The sequence below is a fragment of the Pseudokordiimonas caeni genome, assembly GCF_026719705.1.
GTDB classification, from domain to species: domain Bacteria; phylum Pseudomonadota; class Alphaproteobacteria; order Sphingomonadales; family Kordiimonadaceae; genus Gimibacter; species Gimibacter caeni.
Window position 1 is genome coordinate 174,175 of record NZ_JAPPRR010000004.1, and the last position, 15,241, is coordinate 189,415.

The following is a 15,241-nucleotide window of genomic DNA, read 5'->3' on the forward strand; positions in this document are numbered from 1 at the left end:
TGACGCCGGGCAATCCCCGGCGTCAGTCTTTTAAGGGTCAGCCGATGGCGCCGATCTCGAGGCCAATGAGGCCGGTGATATCAAGCATCAGCTCATAGGCTTCGCGCATGGGCTCGAAGATCGTGGCGCGTTCCTTTTTGTAGCCCGCACGTTCGCTGCTGTCGGTTGAAGGTTCGCCGAAATCGGCGTCGCTGTCGCCGTTCGTGGTGGCGGGGAAGATATCCTTCAGCATCTGGATCGTGGCAGGCACATCCATGTGCAGCAGACGTTCGACAAGCTCGTCGAGCGAGACATTGAGCCGCGTCGAGAAGCGCGGCACTTCCATCGCCTTCAGGAACACGAAATGCATCAGCGCAAGCCGCAACATGTGAAGCTGCGCCATCGTGGTTTGCGGGTTCGCGGAATGCCCCTCGAACATCGGCAGCGCATCGCGCAGTTCGCCCTCGTCGCGGCGCAAACGGCGGATCAGCGCACCGATGTGGGGGCCACCGCCCATGCCTTCAAGCGCCCGGGACAGGCGCCGCTCGCCGCCATGATCACCGGCCTCAATGTCCGCCACATCGAGCCAGTAGCCGGGATCATAAAGCGACAGGTAAGCATCCAGCGCATGCACGTTGGAGCGGTCGAGGGCCGCCACCACCAGCGCGGTCACACGCTGCAGCCGGTCTGATTTCTCGTGCAGTTCCGCAAAGCGGCTGGCCGACCGCGACACGGCGATACCGAAGCCCGCCACGCTGTTCACCATATAGCCCAGCTGCTGCAGCATGGCATTGTGCGGAATCGCGCGAATCTGTGAAACCGACTCGAGTCGGGGGACCTGCCCTTCGGCTGCCTGCCGCTTGGTGGCACGGGAGCCTGTCGGGAACAGCAGGTTCGGCCCCATCTGGTCCAGCAGGCGGACATAGCCCGGATGCTCCACCAGATGATCCTGATATTCCTTCAGCGTCAGGAAGAAATCGAGCGCCCAGCCGCTGTCATCATAGAATGGATCTCCCTCGGCTTTCACAGGGGACAGGCGCACATCAAGGAAATCGGTGAGCGTGTTGAAGGCGGTGTCTTCATCGACGAACCACAGATAGCCATCGCCACCCTGGAAGCTGACCTCGTGCTTGTGCGGCACGTCCATATCGTCAAGGAATTCGCGCACCCGTGGCGGATGGGTATAGAGGAAACGGTCCTTGAGCGATGCCGGATGCGCACCCCGGCCGATGGATTCGCCGTGGGTATCGAAGAACAAGAGCTGCACGTCACCGAGGCCCCGGCGTTTCCACAGACGCACAAGGCGCAGCTTGAAACGTTCGATGGCAAGGCACGCCGCCGGCTGCCCGATGAATCGTCCCGAATCGGAGAATCCGAGCTGCACGCAGAAGCGCCCCTGCGCGCGGATATAATCCACGAAGTGCGGGTTATCGAGCACTTCGGCAATCACCCGGTCGCCGCGCTGCAGGCCGATGGCCGTTTCAAAGAGCGGCGAGATTTCCACATGATCTTCCACCCCGTAGCGGCGCGCGTAATAAAGCGCGGTCAGGAGCGTGAAGGGCGTGTCCGATTCCGCGATCAGCAAGCGGATCGGCGTGCGGCCATCGAAATGCTTCTTGAACTGGGCAGCCAGCATGAACAACCGTTTCGCCGTCGTCTGCTCGGCCGCTACGGTTCCGTAATGAACATTGGCGGGTTCGATGGATTCAAGTAGCCCAGCGATGGCCGACAGATAATGACGGCGTGTACCGCTGCGGTCCGGCGCACGGTCGAGCCCGATTTCGCTACGGATGGCGTTATGAAGCTGTTCCGCATTCAGCCGGAAATGGATATGCGTGAGGCCTAGCCCTACATGGCGCCATTCTGCCCGGAAGGCTGCGATCTCCAGATGCGCCTTGGCCGGCAGGTCGGCCGTCACCAGCACCTCAAGGGCGGCATTGATCGAAGCAAGCGCTGCTTCCTTGATGGCCCGGCGGCCGAGGGCGGCACGGTTCAGCGCCGGCATGTCGTCCTTCAGAGTTTCAAGCTTTTCGATCCCGTCAGCGAAACAGCCCCGGAAGTCGCCAAGGCCTTTCTTGACGGCCGCGATGGCCGCTGCCACCGGCCTTTCGAGCCCGGCGCCCAGTTCCTGCTCGACACTGCCGAAATAAGTAGTCAGCTCGTCGATCCCTGCAACCGCCGACCGGCAGCGGAATTTCAGGCTCGTCGACCAGCCGATATCGGTACGGCCATCAAGGTCGAACCCGACCCAGCTGGCAACCGACACGAAAGACGGCGCCAGCAGCCGCGCGTCAGCGGGATACAGCTCCGCCGCCACGCCAAGCACCAGCCGGTTAACCCGGCGGATCGCCCGGCGGATCGAGAGACTGGCGCGCTCGGACGCCGCCAGTTCCTCGTCAAGGCTGGGGCTGCGCTGCGAGCGATAGCGATCAAGCCGCGGGATATCGTCGGCCTCGCCTTTCAGGTAGCGCACCGCCGCACGAGCGGCTTCGGCCGACAGGTTGAAGGTCGGGTGCGCGGTGATAACAAAGCCGCCAAGCTCGCGCTCCAAGAGGGCCTGAAAGGCGTCATAGGGCAGCAGCTTGCCATCGGCGTCATGCGCTAGGCCGCGGATCAGGTCCTTGATGCGTTTCTCGTTGGCGCTGCGGCCCTTGGCTGTCCACTGGCCCTTCAGCCGGTCCAGCCGGTCTTTCAGAAGCTGGCGGCCAAGGCCACGCAGTTCGGCATGCACATCGGCAAGGCCCGCCTTGCCGTCGATCATGCGGGCGGCAAGCGCGCGGGCAGGCGTCAGAAAGGCGTTGCGATCATCCCTGGCATCGGGGGCGACCGGCATCAGGACGGCAGACAAGGTTCGGTCGGTCATTGGCTCTCATTCCCAACTGTTGCACGGCGATGACGATTTGCGGGGCCCCGGCGACCTTTATTATATCTTTTTTATGCCGCGGGCCGGTCGCGGCAGAGGGCGGACACTAGCGCGTCTTTTGTTGCGGCGCATCAGTTTTTTTTGAAACTTTATTGCTTGCCCTGTGTGCGCCGCCACAAAAGGGCCAGAAAACCGAAGAGAAACACCGGCGTGAGGCCAAGATGCGTCGCCCCCGCAATCGCCCGCGCGACGAGTGGCCACACAAACAGGAGAGCAACCGTGATCGCCTCGCCCGCGCGGAAGCCATGCTCGCGGCCATGAAGTGCAAAAAGCAGAAGCCCGGGGGCAAGGATCATCAGGTCATAATCCAGCACAAAGGGTGTGACGATCAGGGCGCTCGTCACAAGGGTCGCCGCGCGCACACCAAGCGGCGCACCGCGCCGCCAGACCTGCCACACGGCAACGGCAGCGATAACCGCCGCCATGCCATGGACTGCCATCGCCGCAACATGCGGCACACCGATGAGGCGCAGGCCGGCATAAAGGCTTTGCATCTTCGACCAGGGCACCAGCCCTTCGGTCAGCACCCGTGTGGCCAGCGTGCCTCCTTCCAGAAAGCCGACCCATGTGGCTGTGCCGAAGGCAAGCCAGGTTGCGCCCTGCAGCAAGAGCGTGGTGACGCCCGCCGCCACGATCGTGCGCCAATGCCCGCCGGCGAGCAGGGCGAGCGGCCACAAAAGCCCAAGGTGCGGCTTGATGGTCAAAAGCCCGATGAAGACGCCGGCGACCCAAGGCCGCTTGTCTAGCGTGACGAACGCTGCCCCCATCAGCGCAGCGGTCAGGAAAGCATTTTGCCCGTGCCCGAAGGTGACGAAAGTGGCCGGGAAGGCGAGCACCAGCAGGATCGCCGCCTTATCGGGCGTCACCTGCCGCACAACATACAGGAGGGCCGCGAGCGTCAACCCGAGCCACAGGAGAACGGCGAACGGATAAGGTAAAAGTCCAAAGGGCGCGAGCAGCATGAGAAAGCCCGGCGGATAGCTGAAGCTGTAATAGCCCACATCCTGCCCGGCGATGGCGGTTTCCCGCGCATGATGCGCCTTGGCTTCATAGGCAAGTTCCGGCGTGCCGTCCAAAGCAAGCGTCGCCGCCGCGTGGAAGCTGATGAAATCAGTACCAAGGGGTTTGCCGTTACGGTCGATGATCCCGTCAGCCAGCAATATCCACGCAGCAATCGCCACCACATAGAAGGCAAGGAGCATGGCGGGATAGGCCGTAAGCCGCTCCGCCGTCATCCAGCGCGGTATACCGGTCGGCTTCGTCACAGGGCCACGGCCTTGGCGGCCGCCAGCGCCTCGATACGCGCGGCATCGATCCCGAGGCTTTCAAGCACCGCGCGCGTGTCATTCTGCCCGCGTGTCATCATCGTCGGTGTCTCGGGAGCTGTATCACCATACCGCGGTGCGGGGTTTGGCTGCATCACGCCGCCATTTTCCGCGAACACGCCGCGCGCCGCCATGTGCGGATGAGCCGGGGCTTCGGTCATCGAAAGGACAGGCGCCACGCAGGCGTCGGTGCCTTCGAAAACCGCCATCCACTCGTCGCGCGTCCGGGTTTTCAATGCTGCCGCAACCCGCTCCTTGAGGGCGGGCCAGCCTTTGGCATCCATCTGCGTATCAAGCACGGGGTCGGCATCGAGCCCCGTCAGGCGGCGGAACTCGGCATAAAACTGCGGTTCGATGGGCGCGACCGACAGCCACTTGCCGTCGGCGCATTCGTAGGTGTCATAGAAGTGCGCGCCACCATCGAGGAGATTGTAGCCTGCTGCGTCGCGCCACAGGCCCATACCTTTGAAGCTGTACATCATGGCCATCAGGAGCGCGGCACCATCCACCATCGCGGCATCCACCACCCGACCCTCGGCGCCGTTCTTGACGGCGAGAAGTGCGGCCAGCATGCCAGTGACAAGGAACATGGCGCCGCCGCCGAAATCACCAACGAGATTAAGGGGCGGCACCGGCCGCTCCCCCGCCCGCCCGATGGCATGCAGGGCACCGGTGAGCGCGATATAATTCATATCGTGCCCCGCAGTCGGCGCCCATGGGCCGGACTGACCCCAGCCGGTCATGCGGCCATAAACAAGCTTTCCATTCACCGCGAGCAGCGCATCAGGCCCAAGCCCCAGCCGTTCCATCACGCCGGGGCGAAAGCCTTCAATGATCGCATCAGCGCTGGCCACCAGTTCCTTCACCAGCGCCACGCCTTCGGGCGCTTTCAGGTTTACCTGCACGACACGGCGCCCGCGCAACAGGACATCGCGTTCCGCCCCGGGCGTACCGCCCGGCCGCTCGACACGGATCACCTCAGCTCCCTGATCGGCCAGCCACATGCCGGCGAAGGGGCCGGGGCCGATCCCCGCCATTTCGATCACGCGAACGCCCTTGAGCGGCTTGTCCATATATCTCTCCCACATTTCCCGCCGGTATTTAGACACATGGACTTGGCGGCGCCAAGCCGGTATGAGCCAGAGCATGAAAGACATGCTGCCCATCGATCCCCTGCTGCCGGAGATTACCGCCTCGCTCGAGGCCGCGCCGTCGCTTGTGCTCGAAGCGCCGCCGGGGGCAGGCAAGACAACACGGGTGCCCTTGGCGCTCATGGACACACTCGGCAAGGCAGGCAAGATCATCCTTCTGGAGCCCCGCCGGATCGCCGCACGTACCGCCGCCGAGCGCATGGCCGCGACGTTGGACGAGCCCGTCGGCGGGCGCGTCGGTTACCGCGTGCGGCAGGACAGGAAGATCGGCAAGGATACGATTGTCGAGGTCGTCACCACCGGGCTCTTTTTGCGCCAGATACAGGGCGACCCGTCACTTGAAGGTGTGGCTGCTGTTCTCTTCGACGAATTCCACGAACGCAGCCTTGATAGCGATCTCGCCCTCGCCTTTGCCATCGAGGCGCAGCAGGGCCTGCGCGATGACCTGAAGCTTGTCGTGATGTCCGCGACCCTCGACGGCGAGCGGGTGATGAGCCTGTTGCCGGGGGCAAAACGCCTCACCAGCGAAGGCCGCAGCTTTCCGGTCGCACTCAAGTATGTGGATCAACCCGCAGGCCAGTGGATGGAAACTGGCGTTGTCTCGGCCCTCCGCCAAGCCTTGAAGGAACAGCCCGGCGACGCGCTCGTCTTCCTGCCGGGACAAGCAGAAATTCGCCGCACCGAACGGCTGATCGCGGAGGCGGGCTTTGCGGATGATTGCCTGATCCTGCCGCTTTACGGCGACCTGAAGCTTGAAGACCAGACCCGTGCCGTGAGGCCCGATGCGCAAGGCCGCCGCAAGGTCGTACTCGCTACCGCCATTGCGGAAACGAGCCTGACGATCGACGGGGTCACCATCGTGATCGACAGCGGCTACCGGCGAAGCCCGGCGTTCGATCCGGCAAGCGGCATGACAGCCCTGAAGACCGTGCGCGTGTCGGCCGCCGCCGCCGCCCAGCGCGCAGGCCGGGCCGGGCGAACCGCCCCCGGCACCTGCTGGCGGCTGTGGAGCGAGGCGGCGAACCGCGCCCTCAGTCCCCACACACCGCCCGAAATCATGGAAGCCGATCTCGCAGGCCTCGCGCTTGAACTTGCCGTCTGGGGTGATCCGGAAGGCACAGGCCTCGCGCTTCTCGACCCGCCGCCTGCCGCCCCGCTCGCGCAGGCACGGGACCTGCTGGTGCGGCTGGGTGCGGTGGACGCGGACGGCCGCGCCACCCCGCACGGGCGGCAGATGGCAGCGCTTGGCACCCATCCGCGCCTCGCCCATATGATGGCGCGTGCGGGGCAAGATGGCCTCGGCGCCCTCGGCGCCGATATCGCCGCAATCCTGTCGGAACGCGACTTCCTGAAAGGCCCGCCGGACGCACGCGACGCCGACCTGCGGCTGCGGCTGGAGCTCCTTTCTGGCAAGGAACGTATACCCGCTGACCTCAGCCTTGATCGCGGCGCGTTCGAGCGTGCCAAACAATCCGCCCGCGACTGGCGGCGGCAACTGGGGGACAGCGCGAACAGCGGGGCGGATCCGGCAGAGGCTGGCCGCGTGCTCGCGCTCGCCTATCCCGACCGCCTTGCCATGAAGCGGGGCAAACAGGGGGATTTCCGCCTGTCAAACGGCAGGGGCGCCATATTGCCTCCAACCGACGCGCTTTCTCGCGAGGAATTCCTCGCCGTCGCCCATATGGATGGCGACCGGCAAAATGCCCGCATCTTCCTTGCAGCCCCCATTGATCTCGCCGATATCGAGGCTGATTTTGCGGACGCGATCACCACCGGGGAAGAAGTCCATTGGGATAGCCGCACCGAAACAGTTATCGCGCGGCGCGTGAAACGGCTGTGGTCGCTGGAACTTGAGGAAAAGCCGCTGAAGGATGCCTCAGCCAAGGCCAGGGCGGCAGCGATGATCGACGGCATCCGTGCGATGGGGCTGAATGCCCTGCCCTGGACGAAGGAACTGTCCGCATGGCGCGCCCGTGTGCGCTTTGCCGCGAAACATGCACCCGAAGATTGGCCGGACCTTTCGGACGAAGCATTGATGGCTAGTCTTGAGGATTGGCTCGCACCTTACCTGACAGGCGTCAGCCGCAAGGCGCACCTTGCCAATATCGACCTTTCTTCAGCGCTCAAGGGCCTCATTGACTGGAACGCCGCCCAAACGCTGGACCGGCTGGTGCCAACCCACCTGACGGTGCCGACAGGCAACCGCCACCCGCTTGATTATGACGCGGGCGACGTCCCCGTCCTTGCCTGCCGCCTGCAGGAAATGTTCGGAGCGACCGAAACGCCCACCATCATGAACGGCCGCGTGCCAGTGCTGCTGCATCTGCTGTCCCCCGCCCACAGGCCGCTCGCGGTGACGCAGGATCTGGTCAGTTTCTGGAATGGCGCCTACGCGCATGTGAAGGCCGACATGAAAGGCCGCTACCCCAAGCATTACTGGCCGGACAATCCGCTGGAAGCCGAACCGACGGCAAGGGCGAAGCCGAGGCGCTAGTGCGGGGTGCGACCGGCTGAAATGCCTGCGGCCACCAGTTCCCGGTCGAGCGTTTCGCCTTCCTTCTCAAGCTCCGCCAGAAGCTGCTCCACGTCCGCCATGTCGCGGTGCAGTTTGCCGAGCTCTTCTTCAAGATATGGGCCGAACTTCCAGATCATCTTGCGCCCGACCCAGCGCACGTCCGACCAGACACATTCGCAGAAATAGCGGCGGCCGGCGGCGTACTCCTGATCACTCGCCCGTTCCACCGCCGGATGCACATTGCCTGCCGCGCGCAGTAGCTTGGCCTTGTGTTCGTTGTCGTCGATCAGGCCGTTGCAGGTAGCAACCTTGGCGCCGATATGGCTGCACACCTTGCGGATCTCGACGCGCACGTTCAGTCCGCGCTGCGAAAAACCCCAGAGGATCGAGGCCCCCGCCACCAAAAGGGCGAGAAGCGTTACAAGATCACCGAAATCGAACATGCGGGCCTTCCCCTGAAACGCGCCAATATCCTGAAGATAGGCACTTTCAGAGCCAGCGCAACCACCGGATCAGCCACATAAGGCCGAGCGTGGCACCGGCGAGCGTGGCGCCCCACATGATGGCGAGAAAGAAGGAATCGAAATGGCGGCGGGCACCTTCCGGGTAATAGGTGCCGCATTCGATGCAATGCCGCCAGCGTTCACCCGGCTTCTGTTTCGTCTTCAGGCCCGGGATCATGGTCGGCACCGGGCCGGTGTGGATGCCGACACGGATGGAGCCGCACTGCGGGCAGGCGATATCGTCCTCGTCCACCGACGGCGGCAACGCATGCACCCGGCGCGGCAGGACAGCGACTTTCCTCAGCGCCAGCTCGGCCCGCACCTTGTCCACCGCCTTCACAAGAAGATCGATCCGCACACCATAGCCGAGCGTGCCCATATTCTCGTTCGAAAGGAAACAGTCGATCCCTTCGGACGCCAGCACGCTTTTCATGACCTGCGCTTCCATAGGATCAAGCCCCGTGCGCAGCGGCAGCAGTTCATCGGGTGAAATCGGTTCTTCGTTCGGGGCCGGCATGATCGTCAGTCCATCAGCCCGGTCGGGAAGCCGTCGATCGAGGTCACATTCTTGCGGGCCTGATAGTCGACCACTGTTTCAGCGCCTTTCGTTTCCGCCCATTTGACGAGCGTGGGGCGAACGGCCTTCAACTCCATTTCAGGCACCGCATAGCCGCAGCTTGTTTGCACGCTTTCCACATCCATCAGTACAATCTGCCGTGCCCCCGCCAGATCGGTCGGAAAATGGGAGGCAAGCCCGGCAAAGTCAGCATGGTGCGGACGCACCACCCGGCCCCGACCATAAAGGCGCAGGATCAGCGGATTGCGGGTGAAGCTGTTGAACATGAAGGTCAGCCGTCCGTCATGCTTCAGGTGTGCCGCCGTTTCGTTGCCGCTGCCGGTGAGATCGAGATAACCGCAAAGCTTCGGGTTCAGCACCCGGAAGGTGTCCATTCCCTTGGGGCTGAGGTTGATCCGCCCCGTTGCACAGGCCGTAGCGGTGAAGAACATGGGCTGGCTGGCGATGAAATCGGCGAGCTTGTCACTGATCTCGTCAAAAAATTCGGCCATGGGGAAACTCTCCGGTCAGGTGTGATCGTTCAATTTGAACGCATTTGACACCATAAAGTCAAAATTCATCTTTAGATGTGACGATCACAAGATAGAGCGGCCCCCGTGGCGCCGCCAGTATTGGAACGGACCGACGCGATGAAGTCGCTCAAACGCTGGATCGCCCTGCCGCTTGGCGCCCTGATTTTCCTGATCGGGGCAATCCTGTTTCCATTGCCCATTCCGCTTGGCATTCCGCTGATGGTGATCGGCCTTGCCGTCCTTGCCCTGAACCCCCTGATGTTGCGCGCCTTTCGCCGCTGGCGCGGCCGCCACCCGGAAGCCAGCCGCCGTATCGGGGCTGTTGTCCCGCACCTGCCGGCTTTCCTGCGCCGCATCGCACACCGGACAACCCCGCCCGTCCGCAAGGCCCCCGGCACCCCGCCGACCGTGCAAGCCTGACATTTTCCCGAAAGCCCTTCCCTTTCCTGTTGCTCAAAAATGGTAGCGCTGCCATTTTCTGTGACAACGGAGGAAGAGGGATGACTTTCAAGGGATTTCTGGGCGCTGCCCTGATGATGGCCACGGGTGCCGCATCTGCCGGTGATGCGCGGTTCGACTGGTTCGGCTATGAAGGCAACGACGCGATCTATCGCTTTGTGAAGCCGACTGACAGCCAATATCTGAACCCGATCCTATCGGGCTTCCACCCTGATCCGGGCATCGTGCGCGGCGGTGACGGCGCCTATTATCTGGTGACCTCCACCTTCGGCTGGTTTCCGGGCCTGCCCGTCTATCGCAGCACCGACCTTGTCAGCTGGTCGCTGATCGGCCACGCCATCGACCGGCCCGGTATGCTCGATTTCTCAGGCCTTGGCCTTTCGCGCGGCGTGTTCGCGCCGACCATTTCCTACCGGGATGGCACCTATTATATCGCCAACACCTGTGTCGATTGCCGCGGCAATTTCATCGTCACGGCGAAGGACCCGGCGGGCCCATGGTCCGACCCCGTGTGGCTGCCTGACGTGGGCGGGATCGACCCGTCGCTTTTCTTCGATGAAGATGGCCGAGTGTGGCTGATGAACAATGACGCACCCGAAGGCGAGCCCCGCTACGAGGGTCACCGCGCCATCTGGCTACGCGAGATCGATCCTGAAACCTTCCAGCCGATCTCGGACGCACACGTCATCATCGATGGTGGCGTACGGCCCGAGGAAAAACCGATCTGGATCGAAGGCCCGCACATCTACAAACGCGACGGCTGGTATTATCTGAGCGCGGCGGAAGGCGGCACAGCGCGCGGCCATTCGCAGGTGATCCTCAGGTCGCGTACCGTGACCGGGCCCTATACGCCCTACGAGGGCAATCCTATCCTCACCCAGCGCGACCTCAGCGAAGACCGGCCCTTCCCGGTTACCTCTGTCGGGCACGCCGACTATGTGCAGGATGATGCGGGCAACTGGTGGGCCACCTTCCTCGGCGTGCGCCCTTATGACACGCAGGATCATTACAACACGGGGCGGGAAACCTATCTGCTGCCGGTACGCTGGACCCCGGACGGCTGGCCGATCATCCTGAAGCGCGGCGCCAAGGTGCCGTATCTGGACGAACGCCCGAGCTTGCCGAAAGCGGCGCCGCCAAGCCTGCCGACAAATGGTAACTTCAGCTACCGGGACGAATTCGACGGCGCTGCGCTTGACGGCCACTGGATATCGCTGCGCGAAGGCCATGGGGACTGGGCAAAGCTTGATGGCGGCACGCTCATCCTCACCCCGCAAGCCGACGGGCTCGGCAGCGGTCGTAATCCCTCCTTCGTCGCACGCCGCCAGCAGCATATGACGGCGAGTGCCGCGACCGCCGTCACGTTCCAGCCGGATGTGAACCAGTGTGCGGGGATCGCCGCCTTCCAGAACGACGCCTTCTTCTATGCGCTTGCCGTAACGCTGGACGAGGCCGGCAACCGGATCGTCGAACTCCGCCGCCGTGCCGGCGAAACAGAAGCACCGGATGGCATCGCACTCGCCAGTGCGCCCCTGAAGGGTGATACCAAAGCACCCGTGCGCCTGAAGATCGAGGCGAACGGCGGCAGCTACAGTTTCCTTTATGCCGAAGGAACGGACGGGCCGTGGCAAACACTGATAGCCGGCGCCGATGGCACAATCCTTTCCACGGCAGTCGCGGGGGGCTTCGTGGGTGCCGTTTTCGGCCTTTATGCGAGCGGGCCGTGACGCCCGTCACACGTTCGTCACTTGCGCGTTTCGGATCAGCTACTTAATCTCCGTTCGTCCCGGAGGATTGTTCTGATGAAGCTTTTTGTATCGCCTACCTCGCCTTACGTACGCAAAGTCCTGATCGCCGCGATTGAACTGGGCCTCGCCGACAAGCTGCAACTCGTTACCGTCAACACCGTGCCCACCAAGCAGGACCCGGTGATTGCAGCCGTCAATCCGCTTGGCAAAATCCCCGCCCTGCAAACCGACGATGGCGCGGTCCTCTATGACAGCCGGGTTATCGTCGAATATCTGAACACTGTCGGCAAAGGCACGCTGCTCCCGACAGGCGGCAATGCACACTGGCGGGCGCTGCGCCTGCAGGCGCTGTCCGACGGGCTTATGGATGCAGCCGTCGCAACCCGCTACGAAACCGCGCTGCGCCCTGCCCCGCTGCAGTGGCAGCAATGGGTGGATGCGCAAACGGGCAAGATCATTGCGGCACTTGATGCCCTGCAGCGCGAAGCCCTTTACGAAAGCGGCATCACGATTGCGGAAATCGCGGCCTATTCGGCGCTAGATTATCTCGATTTCCGGTTCGATCATCTCGACTGGCGCTCGGGCCGCACCGCGCTTGCCGACTTTTTCGAAGCCTTCAGCAAGCGAAAATCTGTGCAATCCCTGCCAACGCGCGGGGCCTGAGCCCGATGCGTGCCCGCAAGTTTTTCGCCCTTTGTCTTCTCGTCACCGCCCCGGCCCTGCCTGCGCAAGCCCAGACGGCCGGCGACGAATGGGATGCCATGATGCAGGAAGCCAAGGGGCTTCTCCTGATGCGGCAGTATGATCTCGCCTCGCAGACCCTTCAGGAAGCCCTGGAACTTGCACGGATGGAACGCGGCCGTGGCCATCCTTCTGTCGCCGTGACGCTATCGAATCTCGGCGACGTAGAGCTGGAGCGCGACAGCCCGGACACCGCCTATCATTATTACAAGCAGGCGCTGGCGATTTTCAAAGCCACGTCCGAAGGCCCGTTCGCCACGCTCGGGGTGACGCTCAATAACCTGGGTCTCATCGCCGACCAGCGCGGCCAAAGCGAACTCGCCCGCCACTATTATGGCAAGGCCCTGCCGGTTTTCGAGGCAACCCTGCCGGCTGATGATGTCAATATCGGCCGCACAATCAACAATATGGGCCTTTCCTATATCCGCAGCGGCGAGTATGCGGAGGCCGAAACCAACCTGAAACGTGCCCTGCCGATCCTTGAGGCAGCCCTCGGCGCCGATAGCCCGGAAGTGCTGTCGTGCCATCACAATCTCGATACTCTTCGCAAAGCGCTGGCGGACAATCCGGTTTCACCTTGAAGCGGGAATGCGCGCGTGCTATCGCCTGACTTGAGAATGGTTCTCAAGACAGGGCTTTTACATGCAGCAACAGACAGGTGAAACGATGCGACTGGGCACTTTGGCGCCCGGCCAAGGTGGCCGGATTGTCGCAATCGAAGAGGCCGACGCGCCGGACGGCGCCGACAATGCCGAACGCCTGCGCGAGCTTGGCTTCGCCGAAGAACTGGACGCGACCGTGCTGCATCAAAGCCCCTTCGGCCGCGACCCCATCGTGGTTGCCGTCGGATCCATGACCGTTGCCCTGCGCCGCGCCGAAGCCAATCTGATTCTGGTGAAAACTCAATGAATGCCCCCGAAACCGTGAAGACGCTGCGGATCGCCCTTGTTGGCAACCCGAACTGCGGCAAATCCGCCCTTTTCAACACGCTGACGGGGCTTCGGCAGAAGGTTGCCAACTATCCGGGGGCCACGGTCGAGCGCCACAGCGGCCGCATGACCGGCGCGCCATATGTCGAGCTGATCGACCTGCCCGGCACCTACAGCCTGACGCCGAAAAGCCCTGATGAGGCCGTCACCTGTGACGCGCTTTTCGGGCGCTCCGCCTTCGAGGCGCGGCCTGATGGCATTGTCTGCGTGCTGGATGCCACGAACCTTGGCCAGCACCTGCGGTTCGCGCTTGAACTGAAGGCGACAGGCCTGCCGATGGTGGTGGCATTGAACATGACCGACCTCGCGCGCCGTGAAGGCATCGAGATCGATGTCGAAGGCCTGTCGAAGCGCCTTGGCGTGCCGGTGATCGAAACTGTCGCCGTGCGCAAGACGGGCATTGCCGAAATCAAGGCGGCCATCGGCGTGCTTGGCACAGTGTCCGAGCAGGCGCCGACCGACCTGCCGCCCTTGCGCCAGTTGCAGCGCGACGCCCGTGCCATGGCGCGCGAGGTGACGCTTGCGGAAGGCAGCGGCCACAAGATCACCCGCCAGCTTGATGCCCTGTTCCTGCATCCGGTGGCAGGCCCGATCATCCTTTTTTCGCTGCTTTTCGTGATGTTCCAGGCCGTCTTTTCATGGGCGGAAACGCCGATGGACATGATCGACGGTGGTGTCGCCAGCCTGCAGGGTTGGCTTGCTGACACCCTGCCCGATGGCTGGGTTCTCAGTCTCCTCAACGACGGGATTCTGGCAGGTGTTGGCAGTGTGGTCATCTTCCTGCCGCAGATTCTGATCCTGTTCACCTTCATCCTCGCGCTTGAATCTTCGGGGTATCTCGTCCGTGCCGCCTATCTTATGGACCGGCTGATGTCGTCCGTGGGCCTGAATGGCCGGGCCTTCATTCCGCTCCTGTCGAGCTTTGCCTGCGCCATCCCCGGCATCATGGCCGCCCGCACGATTGCAGATCCCAAGGACCGGCTGACCACGATCCTGATCGCGCCGCTGATGACCTGCTCGGCCCGCCTGCCGGTCTATACGCTCGTGATCGCGGCCTTCATCCCGAACGAAAGCGTCTGGGGCGGGATGGTCGGCCTGCAGGGCCTTGTGATGTTCGGCCTTTATCTTTCTGGCATCGTTTTCGCGCTTCTTGCCGCCTTCGTGTTCAAGCGCGTGCTGTCGGACGGTAAGCGCCAGCCTTTCCTGCTGGAGCTGCCGAAATATCAGGTGCCGCACCTGCGCTATATTTTCGTCGGCCTTCTGGAACGCGCCAAAGTGTTCCTGCGCCGCGCGGGCACGATCATCCTGACCGCCATGATCATCCTGTGGGTGCTTGGTTCCTATCCGCTGCCGCCCGAAGGCGCGACCGAGCCCGATATTGCCTACAGCTACGTCGGCATCATCGGAAAAGGCCTTGCCACCGTGTTTGCGCCGCTCGGTTTCAACTGGGAAATCTCGGTCGCGCTCGTGCCCGGCCTTGCTGCCCGCGAAGTCGCCGTCGCCGCTCTTGGCACGGTTTACGCGCTGTCGGGTGACGAGGAAGTCGTGGCAGACAGCCTTGTCGGCCTTCTGGCCTCGGGCTGGACGCTGCCGACCGCGCTTGCCTTCCTCGCCTGGTATGTCTTCGCGCCGCAGTGCCTGTCGACCATCGCCGTCACCAAGCGGGAAACCGGCGGGTGGAAATGGCCGCTTGTGATGATCGGCTACCTCTTTGGCCTCGCCTATCTTGCCGCGTTCCTCACATACCGGATCGCGCTCGCCTTCAGCGCCTGAGGAAAAAGGGGTGGATTGCCCCTTGCCCTCGGGCCGCTCCGCTCGC

At 63.2% G+C, this 15,241-nt stretch carries 13 protein-coding genes; 7 read left to right on the forward strand and 6 right to left on the reverse strand.

Annotated features, from left to right (window positions below; genetic code table 11):
* Positions 1-37: 37 nt before the first annotated feature.
* From OU694_RS15695 to OU694_RS15705, 3 genes are all read right to left on the reverse strand, one after another.
* Entirely contained in the window at positions 38-2,842 is a 2,805-nt protein-coding gene (locus OU694_RS15695; protein WP_308911963.1) for a phosphoenolpyruvate carboxylase, read from the reverse strand.
* 149 nt (positions 2,843-2,991) lie between these two features.
* On the reverse strand, positions 2,992-4,167 hold the full coding sequence (locus OU694_RS15700) for a glycosyltransferase family 87 protein (protein ID WP_308911964.1): 1,176 nt from the start codon (positions 4,165-4,167) through the stop codon (positions 2,992-2,994).
* Positions 4,164-5,300 (reverse strand): CaiB/BaiF CoA transferase family protein, encoded by a 1,137-nt coding sequence (locus OU694_RS15705; protein WP_308911965.1) that lies wholly within the window; start codon positions 5,298-5,300, stop codon positions 4,164-4,166. The genes OU694_RS15700 and OU694_RS15705 overlap by 4 nt, the downstream gene beginning before the upstream one ends.
* Positions 5,301-5,373: 73 nt before the next feature.
* On the opposite strand from OU694_RS15705, the gene hrpB reads away from it, so the two are divergent.
* Positions 5,374-7,872: an ATP-dependent helicase HrpB gene (hrpB, locus tag OU694_RS15710; protein WP_308911966.1), complete on the forward strand. Its 2,499-nt coding sequence runs from the start codon at positions 5,374-5,376 to the stop codon at positions 7,870-7,872.
* Here the strand turns inward: hrpB and OU694_RS15715 are convergent.
* From OU694_RS15715 to OU694_RS15725, 3 genes are read right to left on the reverse strand one after another with little or no spacing between them, the layout of a single operon-like run.
* Positions 7,869-8,336 carry a hypothetical protein gene (locus tag OU694_RS15715; protein WP_308911967.1) on the reverse strand — a complete coding sequence of 156 codons (468 nt, stop codon included), beginning with the start codon at positions 8,334-8,336 and terminating at the stop codon, positions 7,869-7,871. The two genes, hrpB and OU694_RS15715, sit on opposite strands and share 4 nt — an antisense overlap.
* A 46-nt stretch (positions 8,337-8,382) precedes the next feature.
* Positions 8,383-8,913, reverse strand: a complete 531-nt coding sequence (locus OU694_RS15720) for a putative signal transducing protein (RefSeq protein WP_308911968.1) — start codon at positions 8,911-8,913, stop codon at positions 8,383-8,385.
* 5 nt (positions 8,914-8,918) lie between these two features.
* Positions 8,919-9,464 (reverse strand): pyridoxamine 5'-phosphate oxidase family protein, encoded by a 546-nt coding sequence (locus tag OU694_RS15725; protein WP_308911969.1) that lies wholly within the window; start codon positions 9,462-9,464, stop codon positions 8,919-8,921.
* Between the two features lie 138 nt (positions 9,465-9,602).
* On the opposite strand from OU694_RS15725, the gene OU694_RS15730 reads away from it, so the two are divergent.
* From OU694_RS15730 to feoB, 6 genes are all read left to right on the forward strand, one after another.
* Positions 9,603-9,905 (forward strand): hypothetical protein, encoded by a 303-nt coding sequence (locus tag OU694_RS15730; RefSeq protein WP_308911970.1) that lies wholly within the window; start codon positions 9,603-9,605, stop codon positions 9,903-9,905.
* Between the two features lie 80 nt (positions 9,906-9,985).
* Complete coding sequence (locus OU694_RS15735; protein ID WP_308911971.1) at positions 9,986-11,671, forward strand: glycoside hydrolase family 43 protein; 1,686 nt, start codon at positions 9,986-9,988, stop codon at positions 11,669-11,671.
* 75 nt (positions 11,672-11,746) lie between these two features.
* Entirely contained in the window at positions 11,747-12,355 is a 609-nt protein-coding gene (locus tag OU694_RS15740; RefSeq protein WP_308911972.1) for a glutathione S-transferase, read from the forward strand.
* 5 nt (positions 12,356-12,360) lie between these two features.
* Entirely contained in the window at positions 12,361-13,014 is a 654-nt protein-coding gene (locus tag OU694_RS15745) for a tetratricopeptide repeat protein (protein WP_308911973.1), read from the forward strand.
* Positions 13,015-13,075: 61 nt separating this feature from the next.
* Entirely contained in the window at positions 13,076-13,342 is a 267-nt protein-coding gene (locus OU694_RS15750; RefSeq protein ID WP_308911974.1) for a FeoA family protein, read from the forward strand.
* A complete protein-coding gene (gene feoB / locus OU694_RS15755; RefSeq protein WP_308911975.1) occupies positions 13,339-15,195 on the forward strand; it encodes a ferrous iron transporter B in 1,857 nt (618 codons plus the stop codon). Before OU694_RS15750 ends, feoB begins: the two co-directional genes overlap by 4 nt.
* Positions 15,196-15,241 lie beyond the last annotated feature (46 nt).

What these genes read in the sequence shown, in the direction of transcription:
- OU694_RS15695 (WP_308911963.1), bottom strand. Translation starts at nt 2,842, where the DNA reads ATGACCGACCGAACCTTGTCTGCCGTCCTGATGCCGGTCGCCCCCGAT.
- OU694_RS15705 (WP_308911965.1), bottom strand. Translation starts at nt 5,300, where the DNA reads ATGGACAAGCCGCTCAAGGGCGTTCGCGTGATCGAAATGGCGGGGATC.
- hrpB (WP_308911966.1), top strand. Translation starts at nt 5,374, where the DNA reads ATGAAAGACATGCTGCCCATCGATCCCCTGCTGCCGGAGATTACCGCC.
- OU694_RS15715 (WP_308911967.1), bottom strand. Translation starts at nt 8,336, where the DNA reads ATGTTCGATTTCGGTGATCTTGTAACGCTTCTCGCCCTTTTGGTGGCG.
- OU694_RS15720 (WP_308911968.1), bottom strand. Translation starts at nt 8,913, where the DNA reads ATGCCGGCCCCGAACGAAGAACCGATTTCACCCGATGAACTGCTGCCG.
- OU694_RS15725 (WP_308911969.1), bottom strand. Translation starts at nt 9,464, where the DNA reads ATGGCCGAATTTTTTGACGAGATCAGTGACAAGCTCGCCGATTTCATC.
- OU694_RS15730 (WP_308911970.1), top strand. Translation starts at nt 9,603, where the DNA reads ATGAAGTCGCTCAAACGCTGGATCGCCCTGCCGCTTGGCGCCCTGATT.
- OU694_RS15735 (WP_308911971.1), top strand. Translation starts at nt 9,986, where the DNA reads ATGACTTTCAAGGGATTTCTGGGCGCTGCCCTGATGATGGCCACGGGT.
- OU694_RS15740 (WP_308911972.1), top strand. Translation starts at nt 11,747, where the DNA reads ATGAAGCTTTTTGTATCGCCTACCTCGCCTTACGTACGCAAAGTCCTG.
- OU694_RS15745 (WP_308911973.1), top strand. Translation starts at nt 12,361, where the DNA reads ATGCGTGCCCGCAAGTTTTTCGCCCTTTGTCTTCTCGTCACCGCCCCG.
- OU694_RS15750 (WP_308911974.1), top strand. Translation starts at nt 13,076, where the DNA reads ATGCAGCAACAGACAGGTGAAACGATGCGACTGGGCACTTTGGCGCCC.
- feoB (WP_308911975.1), top strand. Translation starts at nt 13,339, where the DNA reads ATGAATGCCCCCGAAACCGTGAAGACGCTGCGGATCGCCCTTGTTGGC.